Source organism: Pacificibacter sp. (assembly GCF_039769035.1).
Lineage (GTDB): Bacteria > Pseudomonadota > Alphaproteobacteria > Rhodobacterales > Rhodobacteraceae > Celeribacter.
Window position 1 is genome coordinate 1 of record NZ_JBDMZG010000184.1, and the last position, 16,256, is coordinate 16,256.

The window sequence follows — 16,256 nt, forward strand, 5'->3', positions numbered from 1 at the left end:
AAATAGTGGCATCCCTCAATGTCGTTGTGCCGACGGTACGCTTTAGCGATGCTATCGACGAGGTCTGCATTACCACCCTCAAGAGGGAGGTCGAGTCACTACAACGCAAGATGTATAACTCCACCAGGCGGCACACCTAAAATTGATTGCCCTAATTGTCCGTCATCATATAGTTTGAGACAGAAGGCGTTTTGACTTTGAGGGGCGTTGTTGCATGGATCATCCCACGGCTGATATCGACGCGGTCTGTTCCTTTTCAGGATGCTGTAAATGCCGCACAAGTTCAACGCCTCTCGTCGTAACAAGGTTCCGAAACAAAAGCATCGCGTGATCAACTGGCCGGAGTATAACGAAGGTCTGCGACGGCACGCTGATCAGACGGTTTGGATCAGTGAAGACGCGATCCGCGTTGGGCACCTTGAGGATTCAAGCCTGACGACAAATCGCTCGCTTGTCGTAGCAAGCCCAGAATTTCTGGAACAAAATGGGACGCCAGTACATCCAGATGAGTTAAGTAAGATGTCATGCATGTCTTTTCACGTAGGGTCGGGCCAACGAACATGGCAATTCAGGTCACCAGAAGGCACGTTAGAGGTGCCGGTGTCCCGCCGCATTCATGCTGGGAACCTTACGCTTCTAAAAGAAGCAGTCAAATCAGGCCTGGGCGTCGCCATGCTACCGACATGGGTCGTGCGCAGTGAACTTGATTCCGGCGCATTGGTGCCCAATTTCCCGCTGAAGCCATCGGCGCCTCCTGTTTTGTTTTGTTGCAACCAAGTTGAAATGTCCGTTGTTGCGCAAAGAAATGTCACACTTGCGGTGTTGTTAACTTGGCTGGGCAGGCGGAGACCTCATATATCGTAGCCCTGAACAGCCAAGCGAATTGGGTCACTCGGCCGCGTGTGGTGATGTTGCTTGAGCCTTTTCTTTAGCCCGGCGTGCAGCCGCAGCGCCGACATTCACCGTCTCAATCGCTGTGGGCTTTGGTGTCTTTGGCTTTACCATTGTTTATCCTTCTGTTGGCAACAGAAGGGCGTAGGTTATGCAAATCCGTCATCTTGCCTCAACCGGGATCACTGCCAAAGCAGCATCACCATTCTCAACTTCGCATCATCCCATGGGCCACGTTTTTTAACGGGGTTCCCGACAGTGTCGAGGCCACCAATAAGCCAACGTCCGCTGCCCTTCATATCACTACGATAGCACAGGTCGCTTCTACCGCGCACAGGCGGGCCCCAACCCGGATCGGTTTTTTAGTATGTCACACTCCTCGGAAACAGGCGCGAGTTTTTTCTTCAACCGCCTGATCTCTGCCGCTTGTTTTGTGGTCTCGAGGACCTGTTTGTGCGGCTGCGAAAGCTGCGTCTTCCAAGTATAGTGACTTGGTGCTAATCCCTAAACGCTCCGAAACTTTTGCAACTGAATATCCCCGTTCAACAACCTGTGCGACCGCGTCACGCTTGAATTCATCTGTAAATCTAATCCCTGACATCACTGTCGCCTTGCTTCCAAAATTACCAAGCAAAGCGTCTACAAATCTAGGGGCTATTCACACCTTGACTAAACATCAGGTGCCAGCTCCGGCTTAGCAGGCGATTTGCCCGATCAAGGAGATCCCTTCGCTTGCCATGCGAAGCGAACATGACAGAAGAGTTTTGTTTTTCTGAACGAGGGCTTAAGGGGTGAAAAGAATGACTTCTACACGACCCGAAAAAAGTTTGTTAGCGAACAAGAGCGGACCGTCAGTTTAGTTTCTTGAAACGTCTCTTTGATCTAAGCCAAGGAAGCGAAGCTGAGGGAGCACTTGTGCTTCTCCCATCATCTGTCCGTTGACGAGGCGTGTGCCAGAAGCCTTTGTAAGTTCCGCGAGTTTCGGATTGGATAGAACATCACAGATAATATCGGCCTTTGCGATTAACGTGGGATCAAATGGGCACGGATCAGTAGGGTTTGCCCCCATTGATGTTGCATTCACTAATATCTCAATCTCTTGTGCCGCTTCTAGAATTTTGACCTCGGGCCAGTGATCTCCGATCATTTTTTTAACATGGTCTTGGCGATTTACATCGGTATCCAAAAGAACAAGTCCGCTTATAGAGGCCGCGCAAAATGCATCTGCAATCGCCATTCCAGCGCCCCCGCCAGCCCCCAAAATCATTGCAGTTTTGCCTTTAATTTGCCCGCCAACTGTACGCATTGCCGTGACCAAAGCAGCGCCATCGGTGGCGTCTCCGATCAACCGCCCGTCGGGGGTGCGTCGGATCGTGTTTAATACACCAAGACGTTCGGCCCGCGGTGTCAGTTCATCAACACAGTGCAACGCCGCCTGTTTGTGCGGATAGGTTACGGAACAGCCAAGAAAGCTGGGACTGGTGCGCATGATGGAGAGAAAACTCTCTAGCCCATCCGGCGGTACGTCCATGGCAATCATACAACCGTCCACGTCATTTTTTTCGAACCACACGTTGAACGCCGGTGGCGAAAATACGTTTTCGACCGGATGCCCGACAATTGGGAATAGTTTAGTTTTTCCAGTGATGGACAAGACATGCACTCCATATCAAGGGCGAAGAATACGAATAAAGGCAGGGTGGCGAGGGTCATTTCCCATCATAACACTTCTGCCCCGATCTTAAGGAAAAGGTAGATAATCAACTCACGTACAGGGTGATTGGAGGCGCATCAATCATGCTGACACACCCCCAAAAAAACGTCGCTTCATTTTAGTCCAAAGCGGAGTCTGGCTGAGCAAAATAAAAATTACGCTCATGAACAGCACAAGTGACAAAGGTGACGTAAAAACGCCTTCGAAAAACTCTCCCAAATTGCCGCGCGCAGAAATAATAGCCCGCCGCCAGTTGTCATCAAGAAGTCGCGACAAGATCACCCCGAGAACCACGGGAGCCAGAGGGTATCCGTAGTACTTCATGAAGTACCCCAAAATACCGAAACCCAGCATCCAATAAACGTCGGTGATCAGATTGTTGACCGCATAAGCCCCGACGATCGACAGCAGGAAAATCAACGGAATCAGGATAGATCGGGGCATTTCCACGATTTTTGTAAAGATGCGGATGCCTGTTAGCCCAAAGATCAGCATGAAGATATTGGCGGTGAACAAGGCACCTACGATAAACCAAAACATATCGGGTTGGTCGATCATCAACATCGGTCCGGGGTTCAGCCCATGGATAAAGAGCGCACCAATCATAATGGCGGTTACCGCATCGCCGGGAATGCCCAAGGTCATCATCGGAATGAATGCCCCGCCGACCGCAGCATTGTTTGCGGTTTCCGGTGCCACAAGGCCCTCCATCGCGCCTTCGCCAAATGGCACCTCTGGGTCTTTGGTAACCCGTTTGGCGTGATCATACGCCATCAAAGCAGCAATATCGCCGCCAGTGCCGGGCAATGCGCCAATGCTGACACCAATCGCAGATGTTTGCAGTGAAAGCGGCAGGTATTTCCGCACTGTCCCGAACGACGGAATTATGCGGCCGATCTTTTGTTTCACAGCAACCTTATCCACATGGTGCAATTGCGCCAGTGCTTCGCTGACGCCAAACAAACCAATCATCACAGCAATAAATGAAATCCCCGCCTGCAAAATTGGGATGTCAAATGTGAAACGCCCAGTGAAGGTCAAAGGGTCCATGCCGACAGTGCCAAGACCAAGACCAAATGCACCTGCGAAAATCCCTTTCAAAAGGTTGTCGCCAGACAGAGAACCGACAAGCAGGATCCCAAGAACAGCCAACAGCATGTAGTCGCGCGGTTGAAAGCTCAGCGCGAACTGCGACATGAAAGGAGCCGCAATGGCGAGCACTAAAATTCCGACAAGTCCGCCAAAGAACGACATCACCGTGGTCACGCCAATTGCTGTACCCGCATCGCCTTTTTGCGCCATTGGGTAACCATCAATCGCCGTCGCAATGGCCGAGGGCGCACCGGGGATGTTCAACAAAATCGCCGTGCGAGACCCGCCATAAACACCCCCCATGTAGATGCCGATCATCAACGAAATGGCCGGATATACATCCCAAGAGAAGGTGAAAGAAATGAGGATCGATACGGCCATCGTCACCGACAACCCAGGTATAGCCCCAATGTAAATGCCCGCGAACGTGCCTAAACCGACCAAAACCAACAAGTGCGGTTGAGTGAATACGGTGATGACATCTGCTAAAGTTTCGAACATCTCAAATCCCTCCGTTCAGTAGATTGCGCACCCAGGCCAACATTTGGCCTTCTGGCACGATACCAGCAGGCATGAGCACCGTGAACACAATCCGGAATACGAGATAAATGCAGATCAAGCTGACCAGCCCGATGGTCATTGAAAACACCCATGACCGGTTGCTGAGGTATTTGATCGTCAGAACAAGGAACAAAGCCGACGTCGGTAGAAAACCCAACGGCTGAAGTGCGACAGCATAGGCGAGCAACAGCCCGACGATCAACGCGATACGGACAGGAAACACAGTGCCGAAAAAGGATCCGCCCAGCGCGGCCTTCGTGGCAAAAGCGCGCTTTAGGATTATGATAGATGTTACGACCATCGTCGCCGTCGTGGCCAGTGGGATCGCACCGGGGGCGCTGAGGGACTCAAAACCAGAGATGCCGTAAGCACTCCAAAGCAGTAGTAGGCTAGCGCCGACAAGAAAGCCTGCGAAGGCAAGTTCGCCCGGCTTGCGGGGATGGGAATTCATAACAAGCTCCTGAACCATCAAAACCGTCTGGCGACGGGTTTGGTGACGTGGTGAGAAGACGTCGCGCGGTCGCGCAGCATCATGTAAAAATCTGATTGTTGTGTTGGCGGCCACGATTGGGCCGCCAACCGTGCGTTGTTATGGACGCGTTATGCCGAAATCTTCTGGCGAGTACTTGGTGACGCCAGCATCATGCATCAACCATGCCGTATTGCGCTGCCAGTTTGTCAGAAAATCAACGGCTTCTTGACCCGTGGTCCCCATGATTGAGAACCCGCGATTGTGCATCAGGTCGACAAAATCAGGAGCTTGGACGGCCTGTGCATACGCGGCACGCAATGTGCCAACGACGTCATCGGGTGTTCCGTTCGGTGCAAAGATCCCAAAGAAGGGCCCCCACGGCAGGAATGTCTCGAACTCTGGATTGGTCGAGGTGATGGTCGGTACATCAGGCAGCGTTTCGCTTTGTTCTGTATCAAACAGCACGATGGGTTTCATGGTTCCAGCACGAATGCCTTCAATTGCAGCGCCTTGAACCACCGCCATCACATCAATTGCCTTGCCTTGCAAAGCAGTCAGGGCAGGGCCGTCACCGTCGTAGGGAATGAGGATAACAGGCAGTTCTTCTTCGGCCTGCATCATCCCGTAGATGACAGACGACAAGCCACCCGGACCGTGCGAGCCGAACCGGACTTCGTCAGGGTTCTCAGCGATGTACGCGATCATTTCAGGATATGTGTCGAAAGGTGCATCAATGCCTGCAACCAGAATTGGTGTGCCGCGACCAAGCAACATGATCGGTGTGAAGTCGAAGTAATCTTTTTCTCCAAAACCCATGACTTTGTACAGCAATGGGTTTTCGGCACCCATCAACACTGTGTAGCCATCTGCTTTTGCTGTGCTGACTTGGTTCAATGCAATTGCGCCGACCCCGCCCGTGACATTCTGCATGACAATCGAACCGCCCAATGCCGCCTCGGCGTGTGGGGTTACAGACCGCATGACAGAGTCTGTTGAGCCTCCTGCGCCCCACTGAATGATCCCCTGAATCTCCCGTTCAGGAAATTCAGCCATAGCGGCTGTTGCAGTCAGTCCAATGACAAATGCCGTGCTTAAAATTTTAGTAAACATTTCTTACTCCCATTAATTTCATCGCTGCCGAATCTGGTGAATCAGCCGTGATGTCTTCAAAATGTACTGAATGGTTAATTTGTCAATCAAAATGTACCAGAGAGTTAATTATGTGATATGATTTTTCGAATCGAACTGTTTCCCAAGGCACCAAATGAGCACACCACCAAAAGAACCCAACACCCTTCGCAAAGGGAACTGGAAGCAGGACCCAGATGCTGTGAAGGCTGATATCTTGCGTGTCGCCAAAGAAGAGTTCGCAACCTACGGTTTGTCAGGCGGGCGCATTGATGCAATTGCGAAGCGGACGACCGTGTCAAAACGGATGATTTATTACTACTTTGAGAACAAAGAAGGGCTGTACAAAAGCGTCTTGGAAAACGTGTATGCCGCGCTGCGCGAAAGCGAAGAAACGTTAATGGTTGGCGATTTGGAACCGGCTGATGCCTTAGCGCTCCTTACGACAGCGACCTTTGATGCCTATGCCTCTAACCCAGAGTTCATTCGTCTTATCGCGATCGAAAACATCCACAACGCCGAATACTTGACCCGCTCTGACGTTGTGCAAACCCTCAACAGAGCCATCATCGATAAACTGACAGACGTTTGTGATCGGGGCAAAGCGGCAGGCACCTTTCGCGCACATGCCGATCCCCTTGAACTTCATTGGACGATCAGTGCTTTTTGTTTCTACAACGTCTCGAACCGCGCAACATTTTCAGCGAGTTTTGGAGATGCATTGCACTGCGAACAGGGGCAAGCACGATTGCGGCGCCGTTTACGGGATATCGTTCTTGGTTCGGTTGTTATCGGGTATGAGCCGCCAGACTAGCCTCGAAACGTTTTTGAGACGTCGATGAGCGCTTGGCGGAACAAGTGAACATGAGTTGCTGCGACTTCTTCGGAACGGGCCATGATGCCGACAGGCCCTTGCGTTGTGCCCAGATCGATCTGCAATTGGGTCAAGCGCCCATGGGCAAGATCATCCGCAACTACGCCATGTGAAATAAACCAAACCGCGTCCATTGACCCCAACACCAAAGCACGACCGAACGAGCCAGACACAGTCTCGATCCGGTTCTTGAAAATGGGCAGACCGCTGGCAATCATAGCCCGCGCCAACAAGGGCCGGATCGCAGAGTCTTTTGGCGGATAGACCACCAAAGCATCGTCCAATTGCGCTAGCTTGGTTGATGTGGCAAGCGGGCTGTCAGGGGCTACAACCGCGACGATTTTTTCGTTGTAAAGCTGCGTGAACGATAACCCTTCCATCGTTTCAATTCGCCCCATCCGCCCGACGAGCAGATCAAGGCTTCCGGATCGCAAACGTGCTGTCAGCTCTGAATGTGATCCTTCCTCAATGTGCACAACGGTATCTGGTGCGACTTTTAAGAAACCCTTAACCGCTTTCGGCAGAATTTGCGCAGCAACGCTTGGCAGTGCACCAATGGACAGGGTCGAACCGGCATCTACGTTCAGATTGGCCATGTTCTGAATACCAACCCGAAGCGCGGCAGTGCTTTGCTCCGCAAATTGCAAGAACACCTGCCCCTCTGGGGTTAATGCCACACCAGCGCGATCTCGCATCAGTAAGGTGACGCCGAGAATGACCTCAAGGTCTTCGATATCGTCGGCTGCGTCAGGTTCAACTGATCCGCCGCACGATTCAACCGCCCTGCTCGGGCAATCGCGATAAAGGCTTCGAGGTGGCGATATTTGATCCTACGATCCATAAGTATTCCATTTTGGCAACCAACCGGCTCATTTTATCATTTTACATGAGCAATTAGAAACCACAAACTCAAGGTCATGGAACCCCGATGCCGAACCGCCCACGGCGCACCAGCACAATAAGGACGTTCAGGAATGTCAGACAGGCACGCGCAAGGCATGGCGATCCGCCGCAAAGTTTTGGGCGACGATCACGTTGACCGCGCAGAGGCGGCAAAGACCGATTTTGACGCACCGTTTCAAACCCTTATCACCGAAGGCGCTTGGGGCACGGTTTGGTCCAGCGACGCAATAAGCCTGCGCGAACGTTCTATGCTGACATTAGCCCTATTGGCCGCGACCAAGAATTTCGATGAAATCCCGATGCACATTCGCGCGACCGCCAATACAGGCGCGTCGAAAACCGATGTGATCGAGGCCTTTCAGCATGTCGCAATTTACGCGGGCGTGCCTGCTGCCAACCATGCGATCAAACTAGCCAAGCAGACCTATGCGGAAATGGAGAGGGACGCCTCATGAGCAAGACTGATCTCTATCAACGCGATCGCGAATGGCACCCACCAGATGAGCCAGATACTCGCCTAAATTACGCAGCCTCTGGACCCAAAAACTCTGACGACGTACACAAGCCCACGTCGGACCCCGACAGGTTTGCGCGCCTCAAAGAAGGCATTGAAACCCATTGCCCCGGCATGATCGTGCAATTGTCGACAGGTGGTCGATCTGGTGCAGGGCGCGAACGCGGTGGCATGTTGTCGTTGTCCCCTGACATGGCGTCGTTGTCAGTTGGGTCGAACAATTTCCCAACCCGCGTTTACGAAAACAGCCCTGAATTGGTTGACTGGCTTGCGTCCGAAATGCTTACGCACGGCGTGAAGCCTGAAATAGAAGCCTTTGATCTTGGACACATCGTGCAGGCCACTCGTATGGCCGCAGATGGGCGCCTCAAGGGGCCGCTTTATGTGCAATTTGTCATGGGGGTAAAAAATTCCATGCCTGCTGATGAACCGATTTTCGATTTTTACATCGAAACACTGAAGCGTCTCGCACCTGATGCGCAATGGTGTGCGGCAGGCATTGGCGCGGCTCAGTTGACCGTGAACGAGTGGTCAATTTCCAAAGGTGGTCATACGCGCACTGGTCTTGAAGATAACGTTCGAATTGATCGCAACACGCTTGCAGGGTCTAATGCAGCACTGGTCAAACGGGCGGTCGATCTCTGCGAGAAATACGAACGGCCCGTCGCCAAATGGCAGCAGGCGCGTGATATCCTTGGACTGAGGAAAGTTGTGGGATGACGACGAAAATCTCCAAACTCATTCGCCAACATAAACCGCGTGTCTAAATGGTAGAGATTGCGCATCTCAACGGCATTGCTTTGCATTATCGTTTTCGCCAAGGTCACGGGAGGCCGATTGTTTTCCTCAATTCACTCGGCACCGATTTTCGGATCTGGGATGATGTTATCCAAACATTGGACGCTAATATCCCCGTGGTGTGTGTCGACAAACGAGGGCATGGGTTAACCGATGACGGCCCCATCATCATGGACGTTCTTATCAACGATGTTGTCGCCCTTCTCGACGATTTGGGAGTGTCAGGTGCCTTGATTTGCGGCGTCTCGGTTGGTGGGATGATCGCACAAGGGCTGGCGGCATCACGACCCGATTTGGTTTCAGGGCTGGTTCTATGCTGCACTGGCGCAAAGATCGGCGATGCCCAAAGTTGGGCCTTGAGGATCGACGCAATTGAAAAGGACGGGATCGCATCCTTATCTGATGCCATTCTAGAGCGGTGGTTCTCGCCGGATTTCATGCAAAGCCGACAAACCGACTTGGCGGCGTATCGCAACATGCTCATCCGCACCTCTGTTGCTGGATATACTGGCGTATGTGCAGCCATCGCTGAAACGGATTTTACGGAGCAATGCAAACACATCATGATCCCGGCATTGTGCATCGCTGGGGCCGACGATCACGCGACACCACCCGCATTGGTGCATGAGCTTGCGAAAAACATTGCAGGCGCGTCATTCCAGATTATCGAACGCTGTGGTCACCTTCCCTGTATTGAACAGCCGGATATGCTAGGCCATGCCATCAAGCATATGTACCGGAGCATCCCATGACCAATGTTTTCGAAAATCCTTGGCTAAGTGGTTTATTTGCTGATGCAGGTGCCGCCCGAATTTGGTCACCTCAGCAGCAGCTTAAACATATGCTTTCAGTTGAGGCTGCGTTCACCCGGGCATTGGGCAACGTTGGGTCAGTTCCTGTAGATGACGCCGAAAGGATAGCTGCGCAAATCGAAGGTTTTCAGGTTGATGTAGATGATCTTCGGCTTGGCACAGCCCGTGATGGACACGGCCCTGACATTAACACTGCAAACATTCAATTCATGCCTATTTGAACAGCTGTCCAAGCTGATCCATGACCTAGCGGGTCTGTCCGAAAGATTTGGCCCACATGATCTGATGGGACGGACCAGAATGCAGGCGGCCTTGCCGATCAAGGTTTCTGACAGGATCAGGACTTGGTCCGAACCGCTCAAGCATCACCTGCGGCGGCTTGAAGCGATGCGCGGCCAGATCGAAGTTTTGCAATTCGGCGGCGCTGTTGGCAACGATGCAGCCCTTGGCGCTACTGCCCCCGCTGTTCGTGCAAACATGGCATTGCAGCTGGGCGTTCGTGATCCAATGCAATCATGGCACACCATGCGCGATGGTCTCGCAGATTACGCTAACCTATTGTCTTTGATCACAGGAAGTGTCGGAAAAATGGGTCACGACATCTGCCTGATGGCACAACAAGGCATTGATGAAATCACGCTCAGCGGAGGTGGTGGATCGTCGGCGATGCCACACAAGCAAAACCCTGTCTTGGCAGAATTGCTTGTAACCCTAGCGCGTTACAACGCGACGCAATTATCTGGAATGCACCACGCCCTTGTGCATGAGCAAGAACGATCAGGTTCGGCGTGGATGTTGGAATGGATGATTTTGCCAGATATGGCCCAAGCCACCGCACGTAGTTTGTCGGCTGCGACTGATATCTGCGCCAAAATCACCGACATCGGCACCCAGAGGCAGTAATTGCCTCTGGGCCTCTTCAACTATCCGCTTACATGGAATGCTGCACGGCCTGCGGCCTCACCCGTCGCGAACGCCGTCCCCATCACACGGATGGAACCATAGGCCATATCATCAGCCCCGATTAGCCGGCCTGCATAGAATAAGTTGTCCAGTCCTTTGGCGCGCAGGCAGTCCAGTGGGATGTCTGCGTAGCCGTCCCCTCCAAGGGAATGATACACTGGTTCTCCGGCGACCGTATGATTTTCAATCGGCCAAGCCGCTTTTGCAATGCCGTCAGAACGCTGCCGACCTGTCAGCAGGTCTTCGGAAGTTAGTTCGTAACGCGCAGGCGGATGACGGCTTTCACGTACGCCAATTTGCGGGCCGGTCGAGGCCAGGTAGGCGTGTTCGAACCCCGGCACATGCTGGCGTAAGATTTCGACGTAATCTTGCGCGGCCTCACGTGTGGCTTGCTCAGCCTTGGTAAAGCTTTCCGAGGATAAATCGGGCATCGCGTAATCAAACATCATCCACCACATTTCGCCCGTGCCGGGGATCGTAGTGTATATACCGCCATCGGTGCGGGCCGAGGGGTATTTGCCGGTTTGGTTATAAACTTCAAAACCCTTGATCAATGCGGCACGATCAATCGGCACTGACAGGTCTCGCCCGCCAATACGAAGAGGGCCGGAGACCGCCTGCAAGTGGCCCCGATCATTTCCGATCCGACAATCCAATCCTGCCAACATCGCGAGGTTTGCATCCCCAGTCGCATCAACAAAAGCCTTCGCTGCGATACGCCTGCGACCCTCCATTCCAGCAAGTGTCACGGATTGAATTCTGTCCGCGGTACGTGCGACGGCCGCCACGCGGGTATGCAACAACACATCCACGCCAGCCTTGGTCAACACACGATCCAGTGCCAGCTTCACGGCTTCGGGTTCTAATAGAATGATCCAATTCAGCGTTGTGGGAGAACAAAATGGATCACAGTCGAGCCCCAAGGCGCGCAATTCATCCAAGACCAGATCAGCAACGCCGCCAACCGCCTTGATCGCCGTCTCGCCTTGTTGAAAAAACCCACAATAAGCGAGCACGTTAGACGTTGTTGCAGCCCCGCCCAAGAACCCGTATTTTTCGACCAACAGGACATCGCCCCCCTCAAGGGCCGCCCCTAATGCGGCACCTATGCCACCTGCGCCACCACCGGCAACAACGACATCATAATCACACTCTGGCTTACGGCTCATTCGCGCCACCCCAGCAGGCGACGTTCAATGAAGCCAATGACAGTGCTCAGGATAACACCCAGAAGGGACAGGATCACAACGCCTGCGAACAAGCGCTCAAGATCATAAAGCGATCCGGCTTCCAGAATATATGCACCAATACCGTATTCCGCGCCCAACATTTCAGCCGCGACGAGCAGGATGATTGCAATCGCCAACGAAATACGAAGGCCGGACAAGATACCGGGCATCGCGCCAGGCAAGACAATTTTGCGCACGATCGAAAACCACGACAGCCCAAAACTTTGTCCCATGCGGATCAGCGATCGATCTACGTTGTCGACTGCGCCGTAAGTGGCCACCACTGTTGGCGTAAATGTACCAAATGCGATCAAAGCGTATTTACTGGTTTCATCAATTCCGAACCAAATCACGAACAATGGCAAAAGCGCGATTTTCGGAATTGGGAAGATCGCGGCGACCAACGGGACAAGGCCCGCACGAGCATATGAGAACAACCCAATCAAGACACCAACAACGATCCCAATTGAAGCACCGATCGCGCCCCCGACGGCGAGGCGACTGAGGGACGGCGCAAGATGTTTGAACAATAAACCGCTTTCCCAAAGCTCGCCAAACGTGGCCAGAACATCAGACGGTTTGGGCAGTGTCAGCGATGAAATCCAACCGCCTCGTGTGCCAATTTCCAAAATGGCGATTAAAAAGACGAAAACGGCTAGGCCCATCCAACGCCGGGATTTAGGGGCAAAGCCACCGCCACGAAACCGGACTTCAATGGGTTCTGGTTTAATTACTGCATCAGACATCTAACAACTCCTCATCGGCCGCGCGGGCCTCATCGCGCATCAAGTCCCAAAGGTGCTTTTGAGTGCGTTCTAGATCAGCATCACCGTGGCTTCGTTCAGATAGCGGTTTGTCAATTTCGACAATTTCGCGGACCTGACCGGGACGACGTGAGAGCACAACAATACGGTGACCCAAACGCACAGCTTCGGCCAAATTGTGGGTGACATAGACCGCAGTGAATTGTTGGCGGGTCCATAGCGCCACCAGATCGTCCATCAGCAATTCGCGTGTCTGGCTATCAAGCGCAGATAACGGTTCATCCATTAACATCACTGCCGGTTTGACAGCTAACGCACGTGCAATCGCGACCCGTTGTTTCATGCCGCCGGACAATTGCCGTGGTAATGCTGTGCTAAAATCAGTCAGCTTGGTACGTGACAAAACATCTTGAATGATGGCATTTGCCCGCTCACCCTTGATGCCATGATCCTCAAGTACAAGCGAGATATTGCCATGCACGGATCGCCAAGGCAGCAAGGCGAAATCTTGAAACACATAGGTCAGTGGGTTCAAGCACCCCTCGGGGGGTGTTCCAAGTTGCAAGACGCGCCCCTTTGAGGCCCGCTCTAATCCACCGATCAAACGCAACAACGTTGATTTTCCGCAGCCTGAGGGCCCAACAAGACACACAATCTTACCGTCGGGCACATCAAGTGAGATGTCGCGCAAAACTTCGGTGCCACCATAGGCGTGGCTGATCGCGTCTAAGCGAATGTCCATAAAATTGTCCTGAATAGAGAGAAGCTAGTTGGCCGCACAAAAGGCGGCCAACTGGTGTTAAGATTTAGGTATCGAACGTTTCGACGTAGCTGGTGTCGACAAAGGTATCGAGCGTGATATCCGCATCAATCAATCCTTCGGATTGGAACCAGCTGAGTTGATCTTGTACAGAGGCCACGTTCAAACGCGCGCCTTCGTTGATCCGCATGGTACCGTTGATAATCGAGGGTGCCGCGGCGTCGCGTTCACGGTCTGTGTAGACATATTTGTGGATCAAATCGACCATCTCGTTGATACCGTCGTCGCCACCAGATTTGTCAATCATGGTGGAGTTGTAATCAGAGGCCCCCATGCCAAACGCTTTGATGAAATCAGCGGTCTGGCCACGTTCATCGTTTGCATTCTTTGCCGAGGTGAACAGCGTTGTAACTTGATAATTCGGCAAGTAGTCAGACACGTTACCGATGATGTGAACGGCACCGGAACCCGCCAGTGGTTTGGCAATGTGAGGCACAATGGACCAAGCATCGATTTGGCCGGATTTCAACGCGCCAATGATTGCTCCAACTTTTTGAAGCGGCGCAAAGGACATGTCGATTCCTTCAGCTTGCGCCATTTTTGATCCCATGTAGTGAAACGAGGAACCCGCCGTAGATATGCCAAATTTCTTGCCAGCCAGGCCAGCAGGTGTGGTGATGCCTGATTTGAAAGCCGCGTCTGAAACTAGGATTTTTTGGCCGTCGATACCCGGCTCTTCACTTAGAGCGCCGCCAATGACCTTAATCGCGCCTTTGTTCGCAAGTGAAATCAAGCCGCCTGAAATAGCGGTCACGGCGTAATCCACGTCACCTGAGGCAATCGCGACGGCCATAGGTTGTGCTGCTTGAAAAAAGCGCAACTCAACATCAAGGCCGGCCTCTTGGAAATAGGCACGTTCAGCCGCAATAAAGCTGGCGGAATGTGACGTGAATCGCAAAGCGCCCACTACAATTTTCTTATTTTTGGCGATTGCAGGTGCAGCAAGACTGGATGCAGCTGCTGCCCCGATCAGACCGAGTGTCTGGCGTCTGTTGAAAGTGATCATTGTTTCCTCCCTAAATGATCTGTTTTGATTGTCTTATGCTCCTAAGTCGGCTCCGATTTCGTCCTCAAGAATGCCGAGTGCGCGTCCTTCATCCCGTGCAATAATGGCTTCTTGCAAAGCAGCCCTTCGGGCGCCTCTGGCCGCAAAATCGATCCGTCCTTCACGCAATAGAGCCAATCGAAAACGTCGCGATTGGCCATAAAATTGAGCCGCCATAGTGGTTAATCTTGGGGATCCACTTGCCGAGATAAGCGTCATACTCAAATTGCGACAGGCCTCATCCCATTCCAAAGCGGTGACGTCGTCAGGGTTACCTTGAACAACTGCATCCGCACGACTTACGGCGTGCAAAGCTGCAACGACGCGGCCTTCCCAAGCAACATCGCTACGTTCGAGTGAGCGCTTCAGGCCAAGCTTTTCCACCTCAAGGCGAACCAACAAAATGTCTCGCAAGTCGTCTTCCGTGGCCGAGGTCACACGGAACCCGCGTTGGCTGGCAGCCTCCACCACCCCCTCTGATGACAGGATACGAAGTGTCTCGCGCATCGAATGATTTGAACCACCGTATGCTTGACGTAAATCGGCCAACTTCAGCTTCTGGTCGGGCCGCAACACGCCAAAAGATATGTCCCGTCGGATCGCAGAGGCCAACATTTCGACCACTGTATCGTCTTCTGAACTCCGCCCACCAAAAATCAATTTGCCCACCATTATCAATAAAGTTGGTTATTTTTAGCATTATACAATACATTTGGTCAAGGCACAAAATCGAAAGTCTTTTCAGGCCGGCGCGTCATTATTCTTCCATGGAGGTTCGCCTCATACCCTCAACGGCCCTTTTACGCGTCGGAACCACCCTGCAATCCCAACGGAATCTCAGACATAAGGCACTGATTTAGCGTCATAAAATAAAGGAAAAGGTGATTAAGGTAATGATCCCACCACCAACCGGAACACCCAACATGCTGGAAGTGGCAACAGCGCAGCATCTAAAGCGGATTTCTGACTTTATCTCAGTGCCCGCTTCTGGCGTTTGGTTTGGACCCACTCGCGCTTGCAGTGAAGGTTCGAAAGCCGCCGTGCTGCGTATGGCCGCCGGCGCGGGGCGCGGCATCTGAAAAGCGGCCATTGGTCTCGTGAAGGGCAAGGTCAGCTTAGTCTGCGATGCTGTGTGAAAACTCTGAGCATCTCGCGAAACTCAACGAAAACGACTGTTAGATGTATTCTGTCGCGCTTCTGAATAAACTTTTGCTCAGGCGTTCGAAATGAACGGAACGAGAGAGATCACGGCGTGGAGTTTCACACAGCCTCTCCGCGTTGTGTGAGTTCAGGCGTGCCGCAGCGAAGGTCGGCTATGGCCCCTGCCCCAGTTTCATCATTGAAAGACTCCGACATTGAAAATTTTGGTACATCGGATACCTGCGCGTGGCGCGTTTCTTCGAGCGCCCCATCGGCCCAATGCGGTGAATAGATCAATCTACCCTGAGTAATCACAGTATCAACGAGCGGTTATTTCTTCAATTTGCCATTTGCTGAACGAAACGACCGTACTCCTGACTGACCTCGTGGGCCTCGGTGAACGCTCGCGCGCGCTCACCTTCCATGCAACGGAAATAGTCCTGGACTGTCTGACGTCAGCGCCTATGGGTCCAAATAGTCGTATTTGCTAAGAGAGTGTTTCTGGCTCATCGTAACCACCAAGGAGTGGAAGATGA

At 52.6% G+C, this 16,256-nt stretch carries 18 protein-coding genes and 1 pseudogene; 8 read left to right on the plus strand and 11 right to left on the minus strand.

The features are described 5' to 3' along the window. The first annotated feature begins 270 nt into the window (after positions 1–270). A complete protein-coding gene (locus ABF287_RS15060; protein ID WP_347185817.1) occupies positions 271–864 on the plus strand; it encodes a LysR substrate-binding domain-containing protein in 594 nt (197 codons plus the stop codon). Between the two features lie 508 nt (positions 865–1,372). Here the strand turns inward: ABF287_RS15060 and ABF287_RS15065 are convergent. The 5 genes and pseudogenes from ABF287_RS15065 to ABF287_RS15085 all read right to left on the minus strand — a co-directional run. After that, positions 1,373–1,492, minus strand: a pseudogene (locus ABF287_RS15065) (transposase); the annotation flags it as partial. A 255-nt stretch (positions 1,493–1,747) separates the two neighbouring features. Further along, on the minus strand, positions 1,748–2,545 hold the full coding sequence (locus tag ABF287_RS15070; RefSeq protein ID WP_347185818.1) for a hypothetical protein: 798 nt from the start codon (positions 2,543–2,545) through the stop codon (positions 1,748–1,750). Positions 2,546–2,686: 141 nt separating this feature from the next. After that, positions 2,687–4,198, minus strand: a complete 1,512-nt coding sequence (locus ABF287_RS15075; protein WP_347185819.1) for a tripartite tricarboxylate transporter permease — start codon at positions 4,196–4,198, stop codon at positions 2,687–2,689. 1 nt (position 4,199) lies between these two features. Beyond that, positions 4,200–4,709 (minus strand): tripartite tricarboxylate transporter TctB family protein, encoded by a 510-nt coding sequence (locus tag ABF287_RS15080; RefSeq protein ID WP_347185820.1) that lies wholly within the window; start codon positions 4,707–4,709, stop codon positions 4,200–4,202. A gap of 138 nt (positions 4,710–4,847) precedes the next feature. After that, on the minus strand, positions 4,848–5,840 hold the full coding sequence (locus tag ABF287_RS15085) for a tripartite tricarboxylate transporter substrate binding protein (protein ID WP_347185821.1): 993 nt from the start codon (positions 5,838–5,840) through the stop codon (positions 4,848–4,850). 154 nt (positions 5,841–5,994) lie between these two features. Between ABF287_RS15085 and ABF287_RS15090 the strand changes: the two genes are divergently transcribed. Next, complete coding sequence (locus ABF287_RS15090) at positions 5,995–6,672, plus strand: TetR/AcrR family transcriptional regulator (protein WP_347185822.1); 678 nt, start codon at positions 5,995–5,997, stop codon at positions 6,670–6,672. Here ABF287_RS15090 and ABF287_RS15095 read toward each other — a convergent pair. After that, entirely contained in the window at positions 6,669–7,427 is a 759-nt protein-coding gene (locus ABF287_RS15095; RefSeq protein WP_347185823.1) for a LysR substrate-binding domain-containing protein, read from the minus strand. The genes ABF287_RS15090 and ABF287_RS15095 overlap by 4 nt on opposite strands. A 279-nt stretch (positions 7,428–7,706) precedes the next feature. Here ABF287_RS15095 and pcaC point away from each other — a divergent pair, with 279 nt between their 5' ends. Genes pcaC through ABF287_RS15120 form a run of 5 tightly spaced genes read left to right on the plus strand, consistent with a single transcriptional unit; the run spans position 7,707 to position 10,662 of the window. Next, complete coding sequence (pcaC, locus tag ABF287_RS15100) at positions 7,707–8,090, plus strand: 4-carboxymuconolactone decarboxylase (protein WP_347185824.1); 384 nt, start codon at positions 7,707–7,709, stop codon at positions 8,088–8,090. Beyond that, entirely contained in the window at positions 8,087–8,869 is a 783-nt protein-coding gene (locus ABF287_RS15105) for a 3-keto-5-aminohexanoate cleavage protein (protein ID WP_347185825.1), read from the plus strand. Before pcaC ends, ABF287_RS15105 begins: the two co-directional genes overlap by 4 nt. A gap of 47 nt (positions 8,870–8,916) precedes the next feature. Continuing rightward, positions 8,917–9,699: a 3-oxoadipate enol-lactonase gene (pcaD, locus tag ABF287_RS15110; protein WP_347185826.1), complete on the plus strand. Its 783-nt coding sequence runs from the start codon at positions 8,917–8,919 to the stop codon at positions 9,697–9,699. Next, positions 9,696–9,980, plus strand: a complete 285-nt coding sequence (locus ABF287_RS15115; RefSeq protein WP_347185827.1) for a hypothetical protein — start codon at positions 9,696–9,698, stop codon at positions 9,978–9,980. Before pcaD ends, ABF287_RS15115 begins: the two co-directional genes overlap by 4 nt. Beyond that, the gene (locus ABF287_RS15120) at positions 9,928–10,662 is read left to right on the plus strand and encodes a lyase family protein (RefSeq protein WP_347185828.1); all 735 of its coding nucleotides are present in this window, start codon (positions 9,928–9,930) and stop codon (positions 10,660–10,662) included. The genes ABF287_RS15115 and ABF287_RS15120 overlap by 53 nt, the downstream gene beginning before the upstream one ends. A gap of 20 nt (positions 10,663–10,682) precedes the next feature. Here the strand turns inward: ABF287_RS15120 and ABF287_RS15125 are convergent, their stop codons facing one another. The 5 genes from ABF287_RS15125 to ABF287_RS15145 form a co-directional block, all read right to left on the minus strand. After that, positions 10,683–11,891: an FAD-dependent oxidoreductase gene (locus ABF287_RS15125; protein ID WP_347185829.1), complete on the minus strand. Its 1,209-nt coding sequence runs from the start codon at positions 11,889–11,891 to the stop codon at positions 10,683–10,685. Further along, positions 11,888–12,697 (minus strand): ABC transporter permease, encoded by an 810-nt coding sequence (locus ABF287_RS15130; RefSeq protein ID WP_347185830.1) that lies wholly within the window; start codon positions 12,695–12,697, stop codon positions 11,888–11,890. Before ABF287_RS15130 ends, ABF287_RS15125 begins: the two co-directional genes overlap by 4 nt. Continuing rightward, positions 12,690–13,457 carry an ABC transporter ATP-binding protein gene (locus ABF287_RS15135; RefSeq protein WP_347185831.1) on the minus strand — a complete coding sequence of 256 codons (768 nt, stop codon included), beginning with the start codon at positions 13,455–13,457 and terminating at the stop codon, positions 12,690–12,692. The genes ABF287_RS15130 and ABF287_RS15135 overlap by 8 nt, the downstream gene beginning before the upstream one ends. Before the next feature lie 64 nt (positions 13,458–13,521). After that, positions 13,522–14,541 carry an ABC transporter substrate-binding protein gene (locus tag ABF287_RS15140; RefSeq protein ID WP_347185832.1) on the minus strand — a complete coding sequence of 340 codons (1,020 nt, stop codon included), beginning with the start codon at positions 14,539–14,541 and terminating at the stop codon, positions 13,522–13,524. A gap of 33 nt (positions 14,542–14,574) precedes the next feature. Continuing rightward, positions 14,575–15,240, minus strand: coding sequence for a GntR family transcriptional regulator (locus ABF287_RS15145; RefSeq protein WP_347185833.1), 666 nt, complete (start codon positions 15,238–15,240; stop codon positions 14,575–14,577). 233 nt (positions 15,241–15,473) lie between these two features. Between ABF287_RS15145 and ABF287_RS15150 the strand changes: the two genes are divergently transcribed. Then, positions 15,474–15,659: a hypothetical protein gene (locus ABF287_RS15150; RefSeq protein ID WP_347185834.1), complete on the plus strand. Its 186-nt coding sequence runs from the start codon at positions 15,474–15,476 to the stop codon at positions 15,657–15,659. The last annotated feature ends 597 nt before the right edge of the window (positions 15,660–16,256 follow it).

Bases quoted from the DNA above. Each gene is read 5' to 3' on its own strand.
- ABF287_RS15140 (WP_347185832.1), bottom strand. From the start codon at position 14,541: ATGATCACTTTCAACAGACGCCAGACACTCGGTCTGATCGGGGCAGCA.
- ABF287_RS15085 (WP_347185821.1), bottom strand. From the start codon at position 5,840: ATGTTTACTAAAATTTTAAGCACGGCATTTGTCATTGGACTGACTGCA.
- pcaC (WP_347185824.1), top strand. From the start codon at position 7,707: ATGTCAGACAGGCACGCGCAAGGCATGGCGATCCGCCGCAAAGTTTTG.
- ABF287_RS15105 (WP_347185825.1), top strand. From the start codon at position 8,087: ATGAGCAAGACTGATCTCTATCAACGCGATCGCGAATGGCACCCACCA.
- ABF287_RS15095 (WP_347185823.1), bottom strand. From the start codon at position 7,427: ATGCGAGATCGCGCTGGTGTGGCATTAACCCCAGAGGGGCAGGTGTTC.
- pcaD (WP_347185826.1), top strand. From the start codon at position 8,917: ATGGTAGAGATTGCGCATCTCAACGGCATTGCTTTGCATTATCGTTTT.
- ABF287_RS15080 (WP_347185820.1), bottom strand. From the start codon at position 4,709: ATGAATTCCCATCCCCGCAAGCCGGGCGAACTTGCCTTCGCAGGCTTT.
- ABF287_RS15150 (WP_347185834.1), top strand. From the start codon at position 15,474: ATGATCCCACCACCAACCGGAACACCCAACATGCTGGAAGTGGCAACA.
- ABF287_RS15125 (WP_347185829.1), bottom strand. From the start codon at position 11,891: ATGAGCCGTAAGCCAGAGTGTGATTATGATGTCGTTGTTGCCGGTGGT.
- ABF287_RS15135 (WP_347185831.1), bottom strand. From the start codon at position 13,457: ATGGACATTCGCTTAGACGCGATCAGCCACGCCTATGGTGGCACCGAA.
- ABF287_RS15075 (WP_347185819.1), bottom strand. From the start codon at position 4,198: ATGTTCGAAACTTTAGCAGATGTCATCACCGTATTCACTCAACCGCAC.
- ABF287_RS15060 (WP_347185817.1), top strand. From the start codon at position 271: ATGCCGCACAAGTTCAACGCCTCTCGTCGTAACAAGGTTCCGAAACAA.
- ABF287_RS15090 (WP_347185822.1), top strand. From the start codon at position 5,995: ATGAGCACACCACCAAAAGAACCCAACACCCTTCGCAAAGGGAACTGG.
- ABF287_RS15120 (WP_347185828.1), top strand. From the start codon at position 9,928: ATGGACACGGCCCTGACATTAACACTGCAAACATTCAATTCATGCCTA.
- ABF287_RS15115 (WP_347185827.1), top strand. From the start codon at position 9,696: ATGACCAATGTTTTCGAAAATCCTTGGCTAAGTGGTTTATTTGCTGAT.
- ABF287_RS15130 (WP_347185830.1), bottom strand. From the start codon at position 12,697: ATGTCTGATGCAGTAATTAAACCAGAACCCATTGAAGTCCGGTTTCGT.